The 21,243-nt window shown below is 35.9% G+C and carries 15 protein-coding genes; 12 read left to right on the forward strand and 3 right to left on the reverse strand.

What is annotated here, in order from left to right:
* Positions 1–36: 36 nt before the first annotated feature.
* Complete coding sequence (gldJ, locus tag ACOVQ4_RS17405) at positions 37–1,281, forward strand: gliding motility lipoprotein GldJ (protein ID WP_421821893.1); 1,245 nt, start codon at positions 37–39, stop codon at positions 1,279–1,281.
* 49 nt (positions 1,282–1,330) lie between these two features.
* Here the strand turns inward: gldJ and ACOVQ4_RS17410 are convergent, their stop codons facing one another.
* Entirely contained in the window at positions 1,331–2,014 is a 684-nt protein-coding gene (locus tag ACOVQ4_RS17410) for a ComF family protein (protein WP_421821894.1), read from the reverse strand.
* A gap of 114 nt (positions 2,015–2,128) precedes the next feature.
* Here ACOVQ4_RS17410 and ACOVQ4_RS17415 point away from each other — a divergent pair, with 114 nt between their 5' ends.
* The gene (locus tag ACOVQ4_RS17415) at positions 2,129–2,473 is read left to right on the forward strand and encodes a carboxymuconolactone decarboxylase family protein (RefSeq protein WP_095163540.1); all 345 of its coding nucleotides are present in this window, start codon (positions 2,129–2,131) and stop codon (positions 2,471–2,473) included.
* Between the two features lie 47 nt (positions 2,474–2,520).
* On the forward strand, positions 2,521–2,877 hold the full coding sequence (locus ACOVQ4_RS17420) for a hypothetical protein (protein ID WP_095163539.1): 357 nt from the start codon (positions 2,521–2,523) through the stop codon (positions 2,875–2,877).
* 176 nt (positions 2,878–3,053) lie between these two features.
* Here the strand turns inward: ACOVQ4_RS17420 and ACOVQ4_RS17425 are convergent, their stop codons facing one another.
* Positions 3,054–4,505, reverse strand: a complete 1,452-nt coding sequence (locus ACOVQ4_RS17425) for a hypothetical protein (protein ID WP_421821895.1) — start codon at positions 4,503–4,505, stop codon at positions 3,054–3,056.
* A 369-nt stretch (positions 4,506–4,874) separates the two neighbouring features.
* Here ACOVQ4_RS17425 and ACOVQ4_RS17430 point away from each other — a divergent pair, with 369 nt between their 5' ends.
* Together ACOVQ4_RS17430 and ACOVQ4_RS17435 are read left to right on the forward strand one after the other, a co-directional pair.
* Positions 4,875–5,636 (forward strand): exodeoxyribonuclease III, encoded by a 762-nt coding sequence (locus tag ACOVQ4_RS17430; RefSeq protein ID WP_283344882.1) that lies wholly within the window; start codon positions 4,875–4,877, stop codon positions 5,634–5,636.
* Positions 5,637–5,769: 133 nt separating this feature from the next.
* Entirely contained in the window at positions 5,770–9,114 is a 3,345-nt protein-coding gene (locus ACOVQ4_RS17435; protein ID WP_421821896.1) for a DUF4175 family protein, read from the forward strand.
* Positions 9,115–9,144: 30 nt separating this feature from the next.
* Here ACOVQ4_RS17435 and ACOVQ4_RS17440 read toward each other — a convergent pair whose 3' ends face one another.
* The gene (locus ACOVQ4_RS17440; protein WP_421821897.1) at positions 9,145–10,395 is read right to left on the reverse strand and encodes an OmpA family protein; all 1,251 of its coding nucleotides are present in this window, start codon (positions 10,393–10,395) and stop codon (positions 9,145–9,147) included.
* Between the two features lie 191 nt (positions 10,396–10,586).
* Between ACOVQ4_RS17440 and ybeY the strand changes: the two genes are divergently transcribed.
* From ybeY to ACOVQ4_RS17475, 7 genes are all read left to right on the forward strand, one after another.
* Positions 10,587–11,018 (forward strand): rRNA maturation RNase YbeY, encoded by a 432-nt coding sequence (ybeY, locus tag ACOVQ4_RS17445; RefSeq protein WP_421821898.1) that lies wholly within the window; start codon positions 10,587–10,589, stop codon positions 11,016–11,018.
* A 184-nt stretch (positions 11,019–11,202) separates the two neighbouring features.
* Entirely contained in the window at positions 11,203–13,065 is a 1,863-nt protein-coding gene (mnmG, locus tag ACOVQ4_RS17450; RefSeq protein ID WP_421821899.1) for a tRNA uridine-5-carboxymethylaminomethyl(34) synthesis enzyme MnmG, read from the forward strand.
* 423 nt (positions 13,066–13,488) lie between these two features.
* Positions 13,489–14,379 (forward strand): methyltransferase domain-containing protein, encoded by an 891-nt coding sequence (locus ACOVQ4_RS17455; protein WP_421821900.1) that lies wholly within the window; start codon positions 13,489–13,491, stop codon positions 14,377–14,379.
* A gap of 207 nt (positions 14,380–14,586) precedes the next feature.
* On the forward strand, positions 14,587–16,236 hold the full coding sequence (locus ACOVQ4_RS17460; protein ID WP_421821901.1) for an Ig-like domain-containing domain: 1,650 nt from the start codon (positions 14,587–14,589) through the stop codon (positions 16,234–16,236).
* 486 nt (positions 16,237–16,722) lie between these two features.
* The gene (locus tag ACOVQ4_RS17465) at positions 16,723–18,558 is read left to right on the forward strand and encodes a tetratricopeptide repeat protein (protein WP_421821902.1); all 1,836 of its coding nucleotides are present in this window, start codon (positions 16,723–16,725) and stop codon (positions 18,556–18,558) included.
* A 93-nt stretch (positions 18,559–18,651) separates the two neighbouring features.
* On the forward strand, positions 18,652–19,758 hold the full coding sequence (locus ACOVQ4_RS17470; protein ID WP_421821903.1) for a M48 family metalloprotease: 1,107 nt from the start codon (positions 18,652–18,654) through the stop codon (positions 19,756–19,758).
* 218 nt (positions 19,759–19,976) lie between these two features.
* The coding region (locus tag ACOVQ4_RS17475; protein WP_421821904.1) for an AMP-dependent synthetase/ligase at positions 19,977–21,243 on the forward strand (1,267 nt) is incomplete at its 3' end.

The raw sequence follows: 21,243 nt of genomic DNA on the forward strand, positions 1-21,243 counted from the left end.
AAATATTTATACAACGACAATCCAAGTATTTAAGAAATGAAGTTGTCTATCAAATCAGTAGCTGTTTTATTCTTGGGTCTAGCCCTCGTAAGCAGTTGCAAAAGCAAAAAGCCGAATAGTGTTAAGCTAGGTAAAAACAGTACTGCTACTGGTATTACCTACAACAAAAAAGGAGGATTCCAAGTTGATAAAAAATTCAAAGGCCAGCCTACCGGTCCTAACCTCGTGTTTATCGAAGGTGGACGTTTTACGATGGGTGCTCTTGAAGAAGATGTTATCAACACTCGTGACAACTTGGAAAGAACCGTTTCTGTGCAGTCATTCTACATGGATGAAACAGAAATTGCTAACGTTCACTACCTCGAATATCTCAATGCTATTCAAAAAGACTCTTCACAAGAGTTTTATGAGTCTGCGCTTCCAGATACCCTAGTTTGGAAAGACGAATTAGCGTTCAACGACTCTTACGTTGAGCAATATCTTCGTTATCCTGGCTTCCGTATGTATCCTTTGGTAGGTGTTTCTTGGACTCAGGCTACAGACTATTGTACTTGGCGTACCGCGGCGGTCAATAATGACTTAGCCATGAAAAACCAAAAAGGTAAGAAGTCTACCACCAAAAGAAAAGGAAAAGCTGCTGGTGCTGAAGTAAAAGCCGCTCCTGCATTCTCTGCTGGTCAACGCCTTCCAATCGAATCAGGAATTGTATTGCCTGCTTACCGCCTTCCAACAGAAGCTGAGTGGGAATATGCCGCAAAAGCCATGATTGGAACGCAATATGAAGATGAAAACCAAGTAAATCAGCGTATTTATCCTTGGGATGGCCCTTCTATGCGTTTGGCAAGAGGTAAGCACAAAGGTGAAATGTTAGCTAACTTCAAACGTGGTCGTGGTGACTATGCTGGTATTGCTGGTAAAAGCAACGATAAAGCTATTATTACAACTGAAGTATATTACTATCCACCAAATGACTTCGGTTTGTACCAAATGGCTGGTAACGTGAATGAGTGGGTATTTGACTTGTATCGCCCACTGTCTTACGAGGATATGAACGACTTGAACCCTATTCGTAGAAATGATTTTATGGATAATGCCAAAAACTACGATAGAAAAAATAATAACTCTTTAATTGACAACCATTCAAGAGTTTACAAAGGTGGTTCATGGGCCGATGTAGCTTATTGGCTAGCTCCTGGTACTCGTAGATTCCTCGACCAAGATTCATCAACATCAACTATTGGTTTCAGATGTGCGATGATTCGTGCTGGTACTAATAAATAAGATTATTCATTTTGAAAAGGGCTTGAAATTTCGATTTTAAGCCCTTTTTTTATTGTTCTGCACATGCAAGTACCATAATTGAGATTTCTTTGGGATTTACTGCCTTTATAGCCTCAAAACATGACTCTATGGTGGCACCTGTAGTCAGGGTATCATCCACAATTACGATTCTTTTATTTTCAAGCATTTCAGGTGCTACTACTTCAAACAATTTCTCAACATTTTCAAATCGTTCCATACGCTTTTTTCGTACTTGTGACTCCGTGGCTCTTACCCGTTGTACTGCATTTTCCAACACTATTCCCCCCAAACTTTCAGCCAAGCCTGCCGCAATGCATGTTGACTGGTTGTAACCTCGTTCTAATTGCCGTTTTTTATGCAGTGGAATTGGGATATAAACATCAAAAGTATTTGCCAGACCTACCTTTTCTAGCTCAGCCCCAAACCATCTTCCAAGCATTTGACCTAACTCTTGATTGCCTCCATATTTGATGGCATGCATGATATGTTGAACATTACTAGCTTTCTTAAATTTGAGATAGGCAAATTGATATCGGGGCATAATTCTACCTGCAAAACGATTCACCAAAACATGATACATCCCTTTGTGAGAGTCTGTTTTGGGTAAATCAAACATGCAGTCGGTACAAAGATGTTTTTCTTGGGATACTAGCGGCTCTTTACAAGCTACACATACATCTGGGAATAGCAGTTGAAGAAATGCTTTGAACATGTTAGGTGTCATCGGTGTTGAATATTAGGTGTAATAGACTTTGCGCTTTTTATTAGTAAATTAGCGTTCTTTTATATGAATTAACGATTTTTTTCAGAAACAAACAATACTATTATGAGCTTAGTCACAGAATTTAACGACTACAGAGCTAAAATGAACGAAAAAATTTTAGCCGGTGATAATAAAGTAATCAAACGTATTTTCAATTTAGATACCAATACTTACGCAGAGGGTGCATTATCAGAAAAAACTAAAGAGATGATGGGCTTGGCTTGTTCTATGGTTTTGCGTTGCGATGATTGTGTCAAATATCATTTGGGCAAATGCTTTGAGTTGGGCGTAACGGATGCTGAAGTTCAAGAAATTTTCTCAGTAGCTACTTTGATAGGCGGTACAATCGTTGTTCCTCATTTACGCCGTGCTGTTGAGTATTGGGAAGCTTTACAACAAGAACAATAAACAGAAAAACGGTTCTATTATAAATCAAACCGTATTTTCTCAATACCATGGATATAGAATTAGAAAATCTGTCTCAGGAATGGGATATTCTTCTGGATAAACTTGAAAGAATGATGGAAAAACGTCCTTCTGATCTTAATTCTGTACTTTTTTTAATCGGAGTACAAGAGCTAGGAAAAGGACATCGTTTTTTTACCAAAGAAGAAAAACAAGACCTTATGCACATTGCCATTTGTAAAGTGCTTAGTTTTTCGGGTATATATGAGCTTGAAGGCACCGACCAAGATGGCTGGCCACATTGGAAACTGGTTCAACCTTTACCTTTTGTGAATCTATTGGAACAAGAAAAACTTCTAAAAGCTCACGTAATTGAGTATTTCGAAAAAGAGGTTTTTAATAGTTAAGGCATCAGGCAAATAGTTTAAAAATAGCTAAAGCCTTAATTCACAGAATACCCAAAGCCCAATATTTTAATTTTACTTACTATAGGCATAAGCTATTTGTTGTGAGCACAAGATAAAAGTATTTCTCAGGTAACCATGAATATGCTTTTATCTTGTGCTTGTGGCTTAAAGCCTATCTATTCTGTTCCAACCAATTTGCTATATGCAAGCAAATTAATCTGAGGAATAGTAGCATTGTAAGTTTGATTGATGGCTTTTATTACCTCATTGGCGATGACTGCCTGACCGATAGCTGTAGGATAAATACCATCTGCTGAAAAGAAGTTTCCTCGTGTTCCTCCGTCGATTTTAAAACCATCAGCCGAAACATATTGGTTGAGGTGGATTTGATGATAAATTTTCTCTAAATCTACAATTGCCAATCCTTTTTCTTTTGCCAATGTCTTAATTCTTTCGTTATACTGTTTTATAAACTGGGTATTATTGTTCAATATCTGAGTATTCAAGAAGGTGGAAGTGGGCAATACGGTAAACACATCATCGCCTTTTTTAAGATTTCTGAACAAAATATCTACTGTTTGACTTGGGATAAACAACATATCTGTTGAATTGCCATTAATAGAAATACTTTTTGCTTTAGTTTTTAAATCTTCCAAGGTGTACCAATTAAAATATGCTAAATCGGTGATAATTGGCCAAGTAAAGACTACTCCTTTGTCCGCTTTCGCCTTTTCATACAACAGTTCAATTGTTTTTTCTAATATTTTGGGACCATTCGTGTACCTTTCATACCCATAAGAACTGAGAGCATTTCCATTATTTTTGATGAGCGAAATCAACATATCACTATCATCTTCCAATAGATAAAAGTTAATGGGCTGTTTTAAAATTTGCTCTCTCAATGATACTGATTTATCGTCAATCCCATCGGGTAAGATGCGACTGGCAAAAACACCTCCAATACTCCATCTATTTCCTAATAAATCAAGCGTTTCGGTATTGACCACTCTACCTGCAATGGTAAGTCCACCATTCTCGGGTAAACCGTAGTTTTGCGCTGAATTACCTTGATATTTAGTCAATATTGGAGGCGTACCGGCTTTTACTGTTGTTACATTATTTTTTACCTCCTTCCAAGTAGGATAGGAGGAACCATCATCGACAAGGGCTAAATATCCTGTTCCATTTGCCTCTGAAGCAGAAAACAAAGGGCTTTGAAAATTATTCATTCCCATTTGCCATGCTACAAGATTGGGAAACGATGTCATTTGTCCAACTCGATACAATCCACCATTGCGAACGCCTGCAGTCAAGCCTCCACCCATAGCAATCAAATTTAGCTTTTCGCCATTATTGACGATAGTGCCTAGGTTAGGAGTATTATTTCCTTGAAAAAAGGCAGAAATATCTACATTGGAAGTAACAGAGCTTTCTCCCTTGATAAAGTAAGATTTATCAGAAAATGGATATAATGGCGGTAATAAAGTCTCATTACCCGTCGTACTAGGAGGATTGACCACTGGAGGTGTCGTTGGCTGAACCTCAACTTGCGGCGGTAATACTTCGGATGAACAACTTGTGAAAATCGAGATGGTCAATAAAGGTAGAATTTTAGTTATCCTTTTCATGGTCGATGTTTTAAGATGTAAGCACTTGTTTTGTAACTCTTTAATAGTCAAAGTTTAATGTAATTAATAGGGATGAAAGAAATGTTGGGTAATACAATTGGGATGAAAAATGCTTTCTGCATGGAGTAGTACTCTAGGATGTAGCCAAAAATTATCAGAAAAGCATCATGTATGCAAATGTATGCAAAATAGCAATCCTTAGTTTGTTTATTTCCTACTTAGAATATAATAAAATTTCAGTCTTTATTTTCCTACCAAAAACTATCCTTTCCAGCATAGAATATTGAGGCTTTGCCATGATTTAAGGTTATCTTTGAGATAAAATGTTTGTTAAATCAGCATATTCAACAACAATATCCTTTTTGTTTTATGAAAATCATTACCTACAACGTCAACGGAATTCGTTCGGCTATTTCTAAAGGCTTTATTGAGTGGCTTCAGGCTGCCAATCCAGATATGATTTGTTTACAAGAATTAAAAGCAGAAGAACACCAAATAGAAAAGCAACTTCTCACAGATTTGGGATATCACTTATATTGGTATTCTGCTCAGAAAAAAGGCTATTCGGGCGTAGCAATCTTTACTAAAGTTTTACCCAAACATGTAGAATATGGCTGTGGCATAGCAGCTTATGACAATGAAGGACGTGTCATTCGTACTGATTTTGAAGATTTTTCGTTAATGTCTGTATATATGCCATCAGGTTCGAGTGGCGACGAGCGACAAGGATTCAAGTTTCAATGGCTCGATGATTTTCAAGGATATATTAATGATTTGAAAGTACAAATTCCGAATCTTATTGTTTCTGGCGATTATAACATTTGTCATCAACCAATAGATATCCACAATCCCAAATCCAATGCCAATAGTTCTGGTTTTTTACCTGAAGAACGTGAGTGGATGGGGCAGTTTTTAGCAAGTGGGTTTATCGATACCTTCCGTCATTTCAATTCAGAGCCTCATCATTACACTTGGTGGAGCTTTAGGGCAGGAGCGAGGGCCAAGAACTTAGGCTGGCGTATCGATTATCATTGCGCTACTTTACCATTGAAAGACCGTTTAACTCGTGCCTATATTTTACCCGAAGCCAAACATTCAGACCATTGTCCGTCTGTAGTGGAGTTAGATTAACAATTCTCCACATAAAGTTTTCCACATTTTATAAATTTGTGGATAACTTTATGTGGAATACTTACCAATTTCCATTTCAGCATGATTATTGGACTCGTACTGGTCATATAATCCGCAAAATGATTTTATTACTATGACAAATTCTCCTATTGCCGCACTTTCGTCACGCATTGAAGAATATAAACGAAAGTTTTACCTCAATCGATTAGTCAAAGGTTCTATCTTTTCTTTGGCTGTTATTTTGTCTGCCTATCTGGTATTCAACACCTTAGAATATTTTGGACATTTCGGCTCATTCTTCCGTGGAGTACTTTTCTTCGGTTTTATTCTCGCGTTTGGGTTATCCACATTTTTCTGGGTCATCAAGCCATTGTTATTTCTTTATGGAAAAAGAACTCCCTTGAGTGATGAAATTGCCGCTGATCAAATCGGTAAATTCTTTCCTGAAGTATCGGATAAATTACTCAATACCCTTCAGCTTTCAAAAGCATTGAGTCATGAGCAAAATGAATTATTAATGGCCTCTATTGCTCAAAAATCGCAGCAATTAGCCATTATTCGTTTTGCCGACGCCATCAAGATTGATCACAACAAACGATACCTCAAATATATGGCCGCCCCAGCTGTTGTAATTTTTGGGTTATTGTTGATGTATCCAGCCTTTTTTTCGAAGAGTACCGAACGTATTGTCAATTTCAAAAACGAGTATCAAGAAGAAGCTCCGTTTAGCTTTGAGCTAGGAAACAAAAATTTGAAAGCGTTCAAAAATGAAGACTTCACGGTAAATCTGGCGCTTCGTGGCAACACCATTCCTGATGCAGTTTATGTGTTGGTCAATGATAGAAAAATGAAAATGGAGTCAATAGACAGCCGTCATTACTCTTTTACTTTTTCTAAATTACAAGACAATACAGATTTTACTTTTGAAGCAGCTGGCTTTAAATCTGGCAATTATGAGATAGAAGTTGTGAATAAACCAACCCTTGGGTTCTTCGATGTAACACTTCATTATCCTGCATATTTAAACAAACCTGATGAACAACTTCAAAATATGGGTAATATCACAGTACCCGAAGGCACGCTTATCGATTGGAATTTTGAAGTTACAGATACCGATTCGATTATTTTTGCTTTTGATGGTGATAAGAAAAGATATTTTGCTGAGAAAAAAATGCTCGGTGGGGGATATGACTTTAGATTGAAAGCTACTCGTTCGAGTGCCTATCAGGTTTTTCTCAAAAATCAATATTCTACTTCTAATCAAGGAATTGATTTTAATCTCAATGTTATTCCCGATAAATATCCACAAATCAGTCTTGAGCAATACAAAGATTCTACGCTTTATAACTATATGGTTTTGGGCGGAAGTATTGCAGATGACTATGGTTTAAGTCGTTTGGCGGTATTCTATAAAATTTTGCGTGAAGGGAAACCAAACAACGGCAGCTACCGCAGTTTCAATATTCCAGTCAACAAAACGCAATCGATTCAAGGATTTTATCAACAATGGGCCATGGATAGCCTTAAATTAAATCCTTCGGACAAAGTCGAGTACTATGTTCAAGTTTGGGACAATGATGGCGTAAATGGCGCTAAATCGACTCGTTCGCAATTATTAAATTATACGATTCCGAGTAAAAATGACATCAATAAAGAAATTGATAATTCTATTGATAAAACGGAGGCTCAGCTAGATAAAACGCTTGAAAAAGCCCAAAAGCTTCGCAAAGAATTAGCCGCGCTCGAAAATCGTTTGAAAAATAAGAAAGACCTAGATTTTCAAGATAAAAAGCTCATCGAAGAAATTGCCAAGAAAAAAGAAGATTTGATGAATGAAATCAAAAAGCTTCAAGAGCAAAATCAAAATCTAACAGATAAACAACAGCGATTCAATGAGCAAAAGCCTGAAATGCAACAAAAAATGGAAGCATTACAGAAAATGATGAATCAATTGATGGACCCTGAGACGCAAAAGCTTTACGAAGAATTGAAAAAAATGTTAGAAAAAAATCCAGAAGACAATCATATCAATGAGCAGATGGATAAACTTCGAAACAAAGAGCGTAATACTGAAAAGGAGCTTGAGCGTATGCAAAACCTTTTCAAGAAACTTCAGGTAGAACAAAAACTCGATAAAGCTATCAAAGAGCTTGAAAAACAAGCCGAAAAGCAAGAAAATTTAGCTGAGAAAAACGAAGACCTCAGTAAAAAGCCTCAAAGTCAAGATAAGGCTCAACAAACAGAGGACTTGAAAAAAGAGCAAGAAAAACTAAGTAAAGAGTTTGACGAGGTGAAAAAAGACTTGAAAGATGCTGATAAGCTTAACAACGAAGTCAAAAACTCAGACCCTCTCGATTTAGATAAGCAACAGCAAGAAGATATCTCCGAAGACCAGAAAGATTCCCAACAGAAAATGGACAAAGGCGATAACAAGTCTGCCGCAGCAAAACAAAAGAAAGCTGCCAAGAACATGAAAAGTATGGCTCAAAAGCTGGCTCAGATGAAACAACAAGCTGAGATGAAGGAAAATGAGGAAAACATCGAAACCCTTCGTGAAATCTTAGAAAACCTCGTTAAACTCTCTTTTGACCAAGAACAACTCATGAAGGACTTTAGAGGTATTATGCCATCCGACCCTAGATTTGTGAAGTTATCGCAGGAACAAATCAAATTGCAGGACGATGCCAAAGTAATCGAAGACAGTTTATACACCCTTTCAAAACGAGTGTTGCAAATTGAAACTTTTGTAACTAGAGAAATGGGCAATATGAAAACCTACATGGGTGAAGCCGTAAAACTCATCAAAGACCGTAAAATGGCGATGACTGCCTCGAAACAACAATTTGCCATGACCTCAATGAATAATCTAGCGCTTTTATTGTCGGATGTTCAAAAACAAATGCAGCAAAACCAACAAATGATGATGGCTGGCTCAGGAAGTGGAAAAGGTAAGAATAAAGGCAACCAAAAAGGAATGGGGCAAAGTCAAAAAGATTTTAACCAGAAAATGCAACAAACGCTTCAAAAAGGCTCTCAAAGTAAAGGAGGTATGTCTGAAGATTTGGCCAAATTAGCTCGTGAGCAAGCTCAAATTCGTAAAATGTTGCAAGATATGATGGATAATCAAAAAGGTACTGAGTTAGGCAAAAAGTTAGGAGATGAAGTAAAAGATCTTTTAAAGAAAATGGAAGAAACGGAGACCGACCTAGTAAACAAACGACTTAACCCTGATTTATTGAAACGACAACAAGAACTTCTTACCCGTTTGTTAGAATCAGAAAAAGCCCTAAAAGAACAAGAAGAGGACCAAAAACGTAAAGCAGAAACAGCTAAAAACTACGAACGAAAGGTACCACCACAGTTTCAGCAATATGTGAAGGATAAGCAAAAACAAACTGAATTGCTAAAAACGGTTCCTCCAAATCTTAATCCTTATTACAAACAACAAGTTGATAACTACTTCAAAAAAATTCAATAATCAAAAAAGGCCAGCGCGCGCTGGCCTTTTTTATTCTACAAACTTTATTTCAACTCTTCGATTTACAGCTCGTTCTGTTTCACTTCCTATTTTCAACAAGGGTTTGGTTCCTCCATATCCTTTTGTGGTGATTCTTGTAGGACTTACCCCATATTTTACCAAATAATCCCTACATGTATTTACTCGCTCAATAGAAAGTTTAAAATTATCTATCGCATCACCAGATACATCCGTATGACCCTCTAGTAAAATTTTTAACTGCTTATTTTTCAAAAGAATCATAACCAGTTCATCTAATTCCTGATAAGAACCCGTTTGTAACTCCGAAAGCCCCAACTTAAATAATATTTTTTCTAGTCTGATACTTTCCTTTTTTGTAGCTGCTTCTAGTATTTCTTTTTCTCTTTTTTCATTGATGATAATCCTTGGCTTTTTGTTTTCTTTAGCCTCACAACCCGCAATATCTGTTACTATACCAAATCTGATTGTATCTACCTTTACCACTTTGGGTCTAAATTCACCGTCTTTAAACACCGTAATCCCATCTCTTAGGACAAACATTGAGACATTCTGCTGCTTGTCATTACTAAACTCATACCAATCGTTTACGGTAATTGTATTAAAATATCCTTCCATATTCTTTGTTTCAAACAAATATGGTTTACCTTCTATATTTACTTTGTAGCTAATATTTTTCTTATTTTCCTTAATCAAAATCTCTGATTTTTCATTTACATAAAAATTGCAGCCTTCCGCACAAGTAATTTTATTTCCTCCGTCTATTCGTTCTTTCGAACTCCACAATACTTCTACGTCGTTATATCTCAGGTCTATTCTTACCATGTATTTGAGCGTAGTTGTAGCAAAATAGACTCTACCTACAGCATCTGTACCCCCAGAAATCCAACCACCATCATTATGCGAAGGGAGTTTCCATTTAGTAAATTTTCCAGACCTAGTAGAAGGGCTAAACTCATATACTGGTACCGAAGCCCCTTTATCGGCCTCCACTGCCAAAATCTTATTGTTAAATGTTTTTGCGATGGCATTACAGCGAAAGGGTAGGAGGGCAGCCATTTCAACTTTGTCAGAATGAATATCTGTTGTCCCTAATGACATTATTACCCCAGGCAATGTAACTAGATAAATAAACTTGTCACAGTTGTTAGGCAATGGCACATCAAAATCTCTATCATCTCTTCGGAGATTATCCTTTTGTGCCAAGGCTGTACTTACATGAAAGAATAATACGATGAGTATCAGCAATTGTTGGCGTTTCATAAACTTAAATAACTACTTTTCAGAAAAAACTAATATACAATCTATTGTTCTAATTGTTTGATTTTCACTACGTCAAATTTATGTAGTATCTTTGTAGGCTTTTGCATCAAAGCTCGTACCAAATCGCTTTTGCCAACAGCAAATCTTTTGCCTCTCCAATATAAATTTTTCCAAGGTAAATATTTATTGACATGATTACATTCTTCAATGAGGATATCTCATTCAATTTAAAACATAAATTAAAGACCAAATCTTGGTTGAAAAAAGTAGCTGAATTAGAGGGATTTAGGATGGGTAATCTCAACTATATCTTTTGCTCAGACAACTATCTTCATCAAATAAATGTTGAATACCTAGACCACGATACACTGACTGATATCATTACCTTCGACAACTCTGAGGAAGAGCTAACTATTGAAGGTGACATCTTTGTAAGCGTGGAACGCGTTCAAGATAATGCCAAAGATTTGAGCGTACCGTTCGATGATGAGATTCTTAGAGTACTAGCGCATGGACTTCTCCACTTGTGTGGTTATGATGACCATACCGACGAAGAAGAAGCAGAAATGAGAGTTATCGAATCTAAGTATATTCAGCTCTTCCGTACAGATTTTAGCAAATAGTAGTTTTTAAAAAAGTCTCCACGTGGAACATTTATAAAAAAACACTATCTATATTTTCACGTTTCACAAAAATTAAAGATTCCACATTTTGATTTTATTTTAACAAGTCAAGCCAAAATAAAGTCTAAGTTGGAAAATATAAATCAAACAAAAAGAAAACCAATTAGTAAACAACATAAATAAGATGCATAGTAACTATGACATAATAGTAGTTGGAGCTGGACATGCGGGATGCGAAGCTGCACATGCTGCCGCAACTATGGGCTCGAAGGTGCTACTAATTACCATGAATATGAATACGATTGCCCAAATGTCGTGTAACCCTGCAATGGGAGGCGTGGCAAAAGGTCAAATCGTAAGAGAGGTAGATGCACTTGGTGGTATGTCAGGAATCATTTCTGATAAAACCATGATTCAATTCAGAATGCTCAATCGCTCTAAAGGTCCGGCTATGTGGTCGCCACGTTGCCAGTCTGACCGTATGCGATTCGCTGAGGAATGGAGATTAGCACTTGAAAGAAATTTGAATATTGATTTCTGGCAAGAAATGGTCTCGGGATTAATAGTGGAAAATAATCAAGTTGTTGGAGTAAAAACTCAACTCGGGATAGAATTCCGAGCAAAGGCCGTGGTTTTAACCAATGGAACATTCTTAAACGGATTAATTCATATCGGCGAAAAAAACTTTGGAGGTGGTAGAACAGCCGAAGGAAAAGCTACAGGTATTACTGAGCAATTAGTGGAGCTTGGCTTTGAAGCTGGGCGCATGAAAACAGGAACTCCTCCAAGAGTAGATGCACGTAGTTTGGATTTTTCTAAAATGGAAGAACAAAAAGGAGACGAAAATCCTGCTAAATTTTCCTATTTAGATACAGAACCGCTAAAAGAGCAAAGAAGCTGTTGGATTACTTATACTAATCAAGAGGTCCACGATATCTTAAAAACAGGTTTTGAAAAATCTCCTATGTTTGCTGGACGTATCAAAGGACTAGGTCCAAGATATTGCCCATCCGTAGAAGATAAGATTAACCGTTTTGCCGAAAAAGAACGCCATCAAATTTTTGTAGAACCAGAAGGCTGGAATACAGTGGAGGTTTATGTAAATGGTTTCTCAACATCATTGCCAGAGGACGTACAGTATGCTGCCTTGAAAAAAATTCCAGGTTTTGAGAATGTCAGAATGTTCCGCCCAGGTTATGCTATCGAGTATGATTATTTTCCACCAACACAGCTAAAACAAACTTTAGAGACAAAATTGATCAGTAATTTATTCTTTGCTGGTCAAATCAATGGAACTACTGGTTATGAAGAAGCAGCGTGTCAAGGCTTGATGGCAGGTATCAATGCCCACCAAAAAGCACATGATAAAGAAGAGTTCGTACTTTCTCGCTCAGAAGCATACATTGGTGTCCTAATCGACGACCTTATTAATAAAGGTACTGAAGAACCATATCGTATGTTTACATCAAGAGCTGAATACAGAACTTTACTTCGTCAAGATAATGCTGATATTCGATTAACAGAAAGAGGATATAGTATTGGATTAGCTACAGATGAACGTTTACAAAAAGTTAAAGCAAAAAAAGAAACAACTGCTCAACTTGTAAATGAATTAAAACACAAGAAAGTAAAACCTGCGGAAGTTAACGAAAAACTAGAGGCCATAGGAACAGCTCCGCTCAAAGAGGGTACTTCATTATTAAATCTCTTAAGACGTCCGAATGTAACACTTAACGATATTAAAAATCTGAGTGAGGAATTGTCTGAATATTTGAATCAGTTCTCAGAAGAAACGCTTGAACAAGCCGAAATCAATATCAAATACGAAAGCTATATTGAGAAAGAACAGCAGATGGTAGACAAAATGCAGAAACTTGAAGATTTAGCTATTCCAAATGATTTTGATTATGGTAAACTTTCTGCAATCTCAATTGAGGGAAGACAAAAGTTAAGTAAAATCAGACCAGCAACCATCGGACAAGCTTCTAGAATAAGTGGGGTGTCAGCTTCGGATATTTCTGTACTTATGGTTTTCATGGGGAGATAACTTGAAGAACCTGCTCAACATTTATACTCTCTAATCATACAAAACATGAGTCATCCCTGATTTAGCGATTGAGTGATTATATTAAAATTTAGATTCTCCCAGTAGAGACGCAATGCTTGCGTCTCAAACCAAGTAAATCTAGCATAATTTTCAAAAAAGGGGTCGGGAAATATATTCCGACCCCTTTTTTTTGAAAATTATGGAGGATAATCATAATCTTAAAATTTGGGATGACTCATGTTTTTTATATGGTCTTAGATTTTGTGAAAAGTTTATTAGATAAGCATCACTATCAAATTATAGGCTGCGATTTATGAACAGAAACAATTTTAGCTCAACACATTTTAGTCTCATCAATTAATCATACCCAAAGTATAAATAGACTTTTAGTATATTTGTTGTATCAACATAATCCAGAATACGATGCAAGAATTACTAGAGAAGTGTCCAGTTTGCCAGCATACCCAAACCCAAAAATATATTACCTGTGAAGACTTCACCGTAAGCCATGAAAAATTTGATATTGTATCTTGTCAAAAATGTGGCTTCAAATTTACCAATCCGAGACCTACAGCAGATACCATCGGGAAATATTATCAATCCGAAAATTATATTTCACATAGTAATACCTCAAAGGGAATCATTTCAAAAATCTATCATCAAGTAAGAAAAATAACGCTTCAACAAAAAGTAGATTTAATCAATAAACTCAACGGAGCAAAACAAGGCAGCTTACTTGATATTGGTTGTGGAACAGGAATGTTTTTGAATGCCGCAAAATCAAATGGATGGAAAGTATTTGGAATAGAACCAAGCGATAGTGCTCGAACAATGGCAGAAGAAATAAATCAAATTGCTATCCCTTCCGAAATACTTGGCTCGTATAAAAACCAACAATTTGATATCATAACCATGTGGCATGTACTTGAGCATGTCCATTTGTTAAACGAAACAATTGAATTCATAAAAGAAAAATCAACACAAAACGGAAAGGTAATCATTGCTGTTCCGAATCATGAATCCGAGGACGCTCAAATTTATCAAGAACATTGGGCTGCTTATGATGTACCAAGACACCTGTATCATTTCTCCAGAAATAGCATTCAACAGCTTTTCGAAAATCATGGATTCAAATTAAAAGAACATTTGCCAATGAAGTTCGACTCGTTCTATGTAAGTATGTTGTCAACAAAATACCAACAAGGAAATACCAATTACATCGAATCATTTTTGAGTGGCCTCAAATCAAATAGAGTAGGAGCGAAGCAAAACAATAATTACTCAAGCATCATTTATATCTTCGAGAAAAAGTAGTTTTCCACGGCATATTCTCTAATTTTCCCACAGATTTAATACTTATTAACATATTTATCAACATCCCTCGGTGATTATATATCGCCGAGGGATTATTTTTGTTGATAATTATAAGTACTAAATACCTTATAAATAAACAATTTCATCATAATAGAAAAAGTTATACACAAACGATTCTATTATCAACAAAGTTTTCAACATATTCACATGAAAATAATTAACATAGTCTTGATAACTTTTCTAGGATTTCTATTTATAGAAGCGTTATTTAGTTGTGCACAGGTTGTAGCACCCACAGGAGGAAAAAAAGATACCCTTGCACCACAATTAGTAATGAGTGTCCCTGCCAACCAATCAAAAAACTATAAAGGAAAAAGTATTGAGATTCAATTTGATGAGTACATCAATGTAGATAACCTTCAACAGCAGTTGTTAATAACGCCAAGCACAGAGCCTTTTTTTACTACTAAAACAATGCCGAAAGGAGTACGGATTACTTTTGAAGATGCCTTTCAGCCAAATACCACCTATAGTTTCAATTTTAGAGAAGCTATAAAAGACATAACTGAAAGAAATCCAGCCAAAAACGTAAGAATCGTATTTAGTACAGGAAGCATAATAGACTCACTGACCGTAGCAGGAAAAGTAGAAGATATTGTAGAAAACAAAGGGTTTTTAGATGCCACTGTTGGGATTTATAAATATTCGGATACCTTAAAGGTCAATAAAATAAAACCTTATTACTTCACCAAAACTGATAGTTCTGGAAACTTTAAAATAGAAAACGTCGCCGCAGGAAAATATAGAATTTATGCCATTTCGGATGTCAACAATAATTTGTTATATGATGAAACTAAGGAAAAAATAGGATTCATTACTGATACGCTGCAACTTAACCAAAGCCAAAGCAACCTGAATATAAAAATTGCCAAGGCCGATTATTCTCCTGTAAAGGTAAGTAAGACACGCACCACAACTAACTATTATATTATGGAATTGAATAAAGGGGTCAAAAAAGTAAAAATCAACTTTGAAAATCCTAAAGATAGTATTCCATACCAACTTGTGGAAAAAAATACGATTCGTGTGTACAACCTGAATAAAGTAAGTCAGGATACAGTCAAAATTGCTGTAACCGTAACAGACTCATTAGACAGAACATTTGATTTTAAGCAAAAAATAAAATTTAAAGCAAAAGGAAAAAAAGAAGATTCATTCGTAGAGGAATTTAGATACGAGGTTAGTCCACAGAATAATCAACAAGCTGATTTGAAGGAAGTTGGTTATACTGTCAAATTCAGTAAACCTATTGGCTTTTTCGATTGGAAAAAGATTAAAGTCTTAAACGATACCCTCAAGAAAGTAGACATCCTCGAAAAGCATTTCTTATGGAATGAAGACCGAACGGAAGTATTGTTGAAAATCCCTGAAGCACCAAAACCGAAAGAGTTTTTGTCCCTTGAGATTCCTGTAAACACATTTCAATCGATAGAAGGTGATACCAACAAGATTGTCAAGCAGCTTAATCCACTAAGAGATCCAGAAAATTATGGATTGATAGAAGGGCAAATCAATAATCCCAATGCCAAACAATGCATAGTTCAGATATTAAATGATAAAAAAGAAGTTGTAAAAGAACTTATCCACAATAAAACAGGTAAATACACATTCGATTACTTGGTTCCAGGGGTATATAGGATTCGATTAATTGTGGATTCCAACAAAAATGGAAGATGGGATGCCGCAATTGTGGATAAAAACATCCCCGCAGAAGAAATTTTACACATAAACGATAAGATCAAGCTAAAACAAAACTTCGAATTGTCAGGATTTGACTTCAAAATTGAGGATAAGTAAGCATTTTGTGGATAAGTGCCCTATTTTAGTGCAAGACTGTATAAATACTGTGGATAAATACCCTGATTTTGGGTACAAAAATTGTGGAAAGAAATAACACAATTGTGGAAAGAAAAATCAGCAAAATCAGACGGTGAATAACTCATATAGTTATACAGTAGAAAAAAGGAATTTATCCCCGAAAAAATACACTGTCAAAAACAAGTGATTTATCAACATGAGTATCGTGTGGATAAATGTAATAATTTGTTAATTGCCTGAAAAACAAATATTTAATTGTATATAAATTCAATATTAAATGTGTATAAATTAAAGGTTATTAACATTACGTTGTGAAAATCTTTTTCCACGAAAGTAATCCACAAATCCACAGTATAATAAGCATAGTAGATATTCTTTCTTTTTAAAAAATTAAAAAAATAAATACTATATATATTATGTTGTGTTGAAAACTGAAATGAATGTCAAATCTTTAACGCCTAAAATATGAAACCAGAAGTGTGTATGCCATATCGTCTTTTTTTCAAATTTCTTGTCTTAGCTTTTATCCTAAAAATTGGAATAAATCAGACGAGTGCTCAGGATGTGGAATTAGGGATTGAATATGTAAAAGCTGGGGAGTACGAAAAAGCGAAAAGCATTTTTCAGAAATTAGCTAAAAACAAAGACATCGCGGGAAGTATTCATAAACCCTATCTTCAGACATTGTATAAATTGAAAGAAATGGATGAAGCAGAAAAGTTTTTGAAAAAGCAAATCAAATGGTCTGACGGAAACCCTTTTTATCTACTCGATTATGCACATTTGCTGGAAGAACAAAAGAAAAAAGAAGAAGCAGATAAGCTCTATAATCAGATACTTGAAAAATGTAAAGTTACAGACGAGTTAACCCTCAAAATGGTAAACGAATTTAGTGCATATCAACAGTACGAATGGGCTATTAACTTGCTTGAGAAAAATAGGCTTTATTTCAAGGATAACAATAAGTTTCCTCTTCAGGTAGGTAGATTGTACAAACTCGCTGCAAAACCTCAAGAAATGCTTGAGGAATACCTAAATTTTGGACGTGACATAGAAAACCGCGAAATCCTTCAAGGAATGCTTCAAGATGAGCTACGAGACGAAAGCGATCAAGCGCTTTTAGAAAAGGTTCTTTATGCCAAAGTGCAGAAGTTTCCCGAAGATCCTTATTACAGTGAGATGCTTATTTGGCACCTTACCCAAAAGAAGGAATTCTTTAAAGCATTTGTCCAAGCAAGAGCCCTAGACAAGCGATATAAGCGTGAAGGTGCCCAAGTAGCCGACTTAGGTTTTCTAGCGTATCAGAATAAGGATTTTAGTAGTGCTGGAAAAGTTTTTGAATATCTAATTAAAGAATACCCCAAACAACAAAATTATCCTCTTTGGAGAAGGGTGTTGATAAACTCTAAAGAAGAAGTTATCAAAAATACCTATCCCGTCAATCAAAGCGACATCAGAATATTAATACAAGAGTATACCAAGCTATTGAACGAACTAGGGATAAACCAAAGAACACTGGAAGCCTTGAGAAGCAAAGGTCTTTTGTATGGTTTTTATCTCAATGAAAAAGATACAGCCATTGCTGTGTTAGAAAGTGCTATAAAGTTATCCACAGGCAACAGAGAGTTTGTGGATAAGTGCAAACTAGACCTTGGCGATATTTATGTCCTTAAATCAGAACCTTGGGAAGCTACCTTACTTTATTCACAAGTAGAAAAATCCGAAAAGGACAGTCCGATGGGATACGAGGCCAAGTTGAGAAATGCAAAGCTATCTTATTATAAGGGCGATTTTGAGCTAGCCAAGGATATATTAGATATCCTCAAACAGGCTACCACGCGCGAAATTGCCAACGATGCCATGAACTTAAGTCTTCTTATACAAGATAATACAGGTATAGATTCCACCGACCAAGCCCTGAAAGATTATGCTAATGTGGAATTGATGTTATTTCAACATAGAAATGAGGCTGCTATGGCTGAAATGAAAAATTTAATAATTAAACACAAAGGACATCCACTAGAAGACGAATACATGTACTTGTTGGCCACCACATATTTGAAAGAGGGCAGAGTAGATGAAGCTATTGAACAATTGGAAAAAATTGTGGATAAGTTCCCGACAGATATCCTTGGAGACGATTCCTTGTATATTTTAGCAAAAATTTATCAAGAGAAAAAGAATCAACCCTCTAAAGCTATGAAACTTTTTCAGGAGTTATTAACAAAATACCCTGGGAGTATCTATGGGGCAGAAGCCCGTAAACGATTTAGAAATTTGAGAGGAGATACAATAAATTAAGGATAAATCACGTAATTAGAAGGTTCGTATATTCATACGAACCTCTTTTTTTCCTCAAAAACTTCTTAGAACCTAGTTAACCGCTTATTCACAATGAAAACACTTTTTCCACAATGTAGTGCATTCTTAGTAGGAATGGTGCTTACCACTGGTGTTTTTGGTCAAAATCATACTGCATCAACACCACTATTTATTTGTCACTATTACGGCAAAAAAATTACAGAAAGTGATTTATGTAATTCGGTTATGGGTTATGGTAGCAGCAGGGCAGAAAGAGAAGTAAAGAAGATTACAGAGCTTATGCACCTTTCCAGAAATCCCTTTCAAATGATGGAATGCCCCAATACCGACAATTGCTACGCAACCTTGGTAGAGGGTGTTCCTTATATAATCTATGATAGAAGCTTTTTACAAAGAGTACATAGGTTAACTCAAAAAGACTGGGCAGCAATTTCTATTTTAGCACATGAGGTAGGACATTTAGTTTATTACCATCCAACTAGTCAGAGAGGGAGTCAGCATCAAAAAGAACTGGAAGCTGATGAGTTTTCAGGGGCAACACTCTACAAAATGGGAGCATCTCTTGAAGAAGCTCAGTTAGCCATGCAATATTTTCAAGAGGAAGTGTGGACAAGTACGCACCCACCTCGTTCTCAACGTTTGAAAGCTATTGCGAAAGGGTGGTTAGAAGAAAAAAGAAAGGAGCAAAAAGATGTAATACCTTATCAAAGTGATGAAAACATAGTTGTGACAAACAAAGAAGAGCCTGAGGTTGTTGAAGATATCAATCGAGTAATTGAAAATGTGGATAACAATGATTCTTCTCCACATGAAGACCTAAAAAAAACTGAATCTGGAAAATTTGGCTGTATAGAAGGTAATTGCGATACCGGATTTGGGTATTATATCCACAAAACACAAGGAAGTTATAGAGGAATGTGGAAAAATAGTATGAGAAATGGTATAGGAATACAATACAAGCAAGATGGATCAAAATTATTCGAAGGAATGTTTGAAAATGGAAAGCGTAATGGAAATGGAGTTTATTACTTTTCTAATAAAGTATATTTAGAAGCAGTTTTTGAAAATGACTTTCCTCAGAGCGAAGGTCGCTTGACAAACCTTTCAACCGAACCAATGACTGAACTAAAGTATATTCAATCAAATGGGGATATAAAAATAATAAAAGTACCAAAATGATGTAAAAATAGGAGATAGAGGCTTTTCATCTATCTCCTATTTTTTTTATAAGTTTTTGAAAATAATAAGAATAGGTGAAAAAATATTAAAAAAATTATGCATGCATACTATTTTTAATTTCAACAACCTATTATCTTTGAGAAAATGAATTGTGATTAATCTTGTTTAAATTGTATTAAAAAAAGATTAGTGTCTCATCAATAAGCAAGCTATCGAATATGAACAATCACCAAACCGCAACACGCGTTTTTGACCTGTTAGAAACTTGTGTTAAACCACTGAATAAAGAAGACGTTTTTGCTTGTAAAATTCAAGGCACTTGGAAAAAGTATGGTGCTCAAGAAGTTATAGATACGGTCAATAAGGTAAGTCTTGGCCTATTGAAATTGGGGGTGAAGCGCGATGATAAAATCGCCTTGATTTCCAACAATAGACCCGAATGGAATTTCGTCGAGTTAGGAATACAACAAATTGGTGCTGTTTCAGTACCTATGTATCCTACTATTACTATTGAAGATTATAATTATATCTTCGCTGATGCTGGAGTCAAATTGATATTTGTTTCTGATGAAAATTTGTTGAGAAAGTCAACAGAGGCTAGTAAGGATTTAGGTTTTGTGGAGGGCATATACACATTCGATCCAATTAGTGGTGCAAAGCATTGGTCTGAGATTTTGGAATTAGCCAAAAATGAAAATGTTGACGCTTTAGAGCCATACAAGGCCGCAGTTCAGCCAGACGATTTGTTAACCTTGATTTATACTTCAGGTACTACCGGAAAACCAAAGGGTGTAATGTTGACACACAACAACATTATTTCCAATGTAGAAGGACTCATTAAGGGAAAACATCTCGAACTAGAGGAAGGTGACAGAGCTTTGAGCTTTTTGCCATTATGTCATATCTACGAACGTACAGATGTCTATGTTTATTTGCGTTACGGGGTTTCTACATATTACGCAGAAAGCATGGATACCATCGCAGATAACCTCAAAGAGGTAAAACCTCATGTATTTGCTACGGTTCCTAGATTGCTCGAAAAGGTTTATGATAAAATAGTTGCCAAAGGCTATGAGTTAACAGGAATCAAAAAATCATTGTTTTTCTGGGCATTAAACCTTGGTCTAAAATATGACCCTATGAAAGAAATGGGTTTAGCATACGATATTCAGCTTAAAATTGCTAGAAAATTGATTTTCAGTAAATGGCAAGAAGCTTTGGGTGGAAATATCAAATTTGTCGCCTCAGGTTCTGCTGCTTTACAACCTCGTCTTTCGCGGGTATTTTGGGCAGCAGGTATTCCTATTGTAGAAGGCTATGGTCTGACCGAAACCTCACCAGTAATTTCATCAAGTATTATTACCGATTTTAGAATTGGTTGTGTGGGTTCTGTTTTGCCAAATGTTCAAGTAAAAATTGCCGAAGATGGCGAAATTTTGGTGAAAGGACCAAGTATCATGAAAGGCTATTATAACAAGCCCGAAC

This window comes from Flectobacillus sp., from assembly GCF_049240685.1.
Lineage (GTDB): Bacteria > Bacteroidota > Bacteroidia > Cytophagales > Spirosomataceae > Flectobacillus.

Bases quoted from the DNA above. Each gene is read 5' to 3' on its own strand.
- gldJ (WP_421821893.1), top strand. From the start codon at position 37: ATGAAGTTGTCTATCAAATCAGTAGCTGTTTTATTCTTGGGTCTAGCC.
- ACOVQ4_RS17410 (WP_421821894.1), bottom strand. From the start codon at position 2,014: ATGTTCAAAGCATTTCTTCAACTGCTATTCCCAGATGTATGTGTAGCT.
- ACOVQ4_RS17415 (WP_095163540.1), top strand. From the start codon at position 2,129: ATGAGCTTAGTCACAGAATTTAACGACTACAGAGCTAAAATGAACGAA.
- ACOVQ4_RS17420 (WP_095163539.1), top strand. From the start codon at position 2,521: ATGGATATAGAATTAGAAAATCTGTCTCAGGAATGGGATATTCTTCTG.
- ACOVQ4_RS17425 (WP_421821895.1), bottom strand. From the start codon at position 4,505: ATGAAAAGGATAACTAAAATTCTACCTTTATTGACCATCTCGATTTTC.
- ACOVQ4_RS17430 (WP_283344882.1), top strand. From the start codon at position 4,875: ATGAAAATCATTACCTACAACGTCAACGGAATTCGTTCGGCTATTTCT.
- ACOVQ4_RS17435 (WP_421821896.1), top strand. From the start codon at position 5,770: ATGACAAATTCTCCTATTGCCGCACTTTCGTCACGCATTGAAGAATAT.
- ACOVQ4_RS17440 (WP_421821897.1), bottom strand. From the start codon at position 10,395: ATGAAACGCCAACAATTGCTGATACTCATCGTATTATTCTTTCATGTA.
- ybeY (WP_421821898.1), top strand. From the start codon at position 10,587: ATGATTACATTCTTCAATGAGGATATCTCATTCAATTTAAAACATAAA.
- mnmG (WP_421821899.1), top strand. From the start codon at position 11,203: ATGCATAGTAACTATGACATAATAGTAGTTGGAGCTGGACATGCGGGA.
- ACOVQ4_RS17455 (WP_421821900.1), top strand. From the start codon at position 13,489: ATGCAAGAATTACTAGAGAAGTGTCCAGTTTGCCAGCATACCCAAACC.
- ACOVQ4_RS17460 (WP_421821901.1), top strand. From the start codon at position 14,587: ATGAAAATAATTAACATAGTCTTGATAACTTTTCTAGGATTTCTATTT.
- ACOVQ4_RS17465 (WP_421821902.1), top strand. From the start codon at position 16,723: ATGAAACCAGAAGTGTGTATGCCATATCGTCTTTTTTTCAAATTTCTT.
- ACOVQ4_RS17470 (WP_421821903.1), top strand. From the start codon at position 18,652: ATGAAAACACTTTTTCCACAATGTAGTGCATTCTTAGTAGGAATGGTG.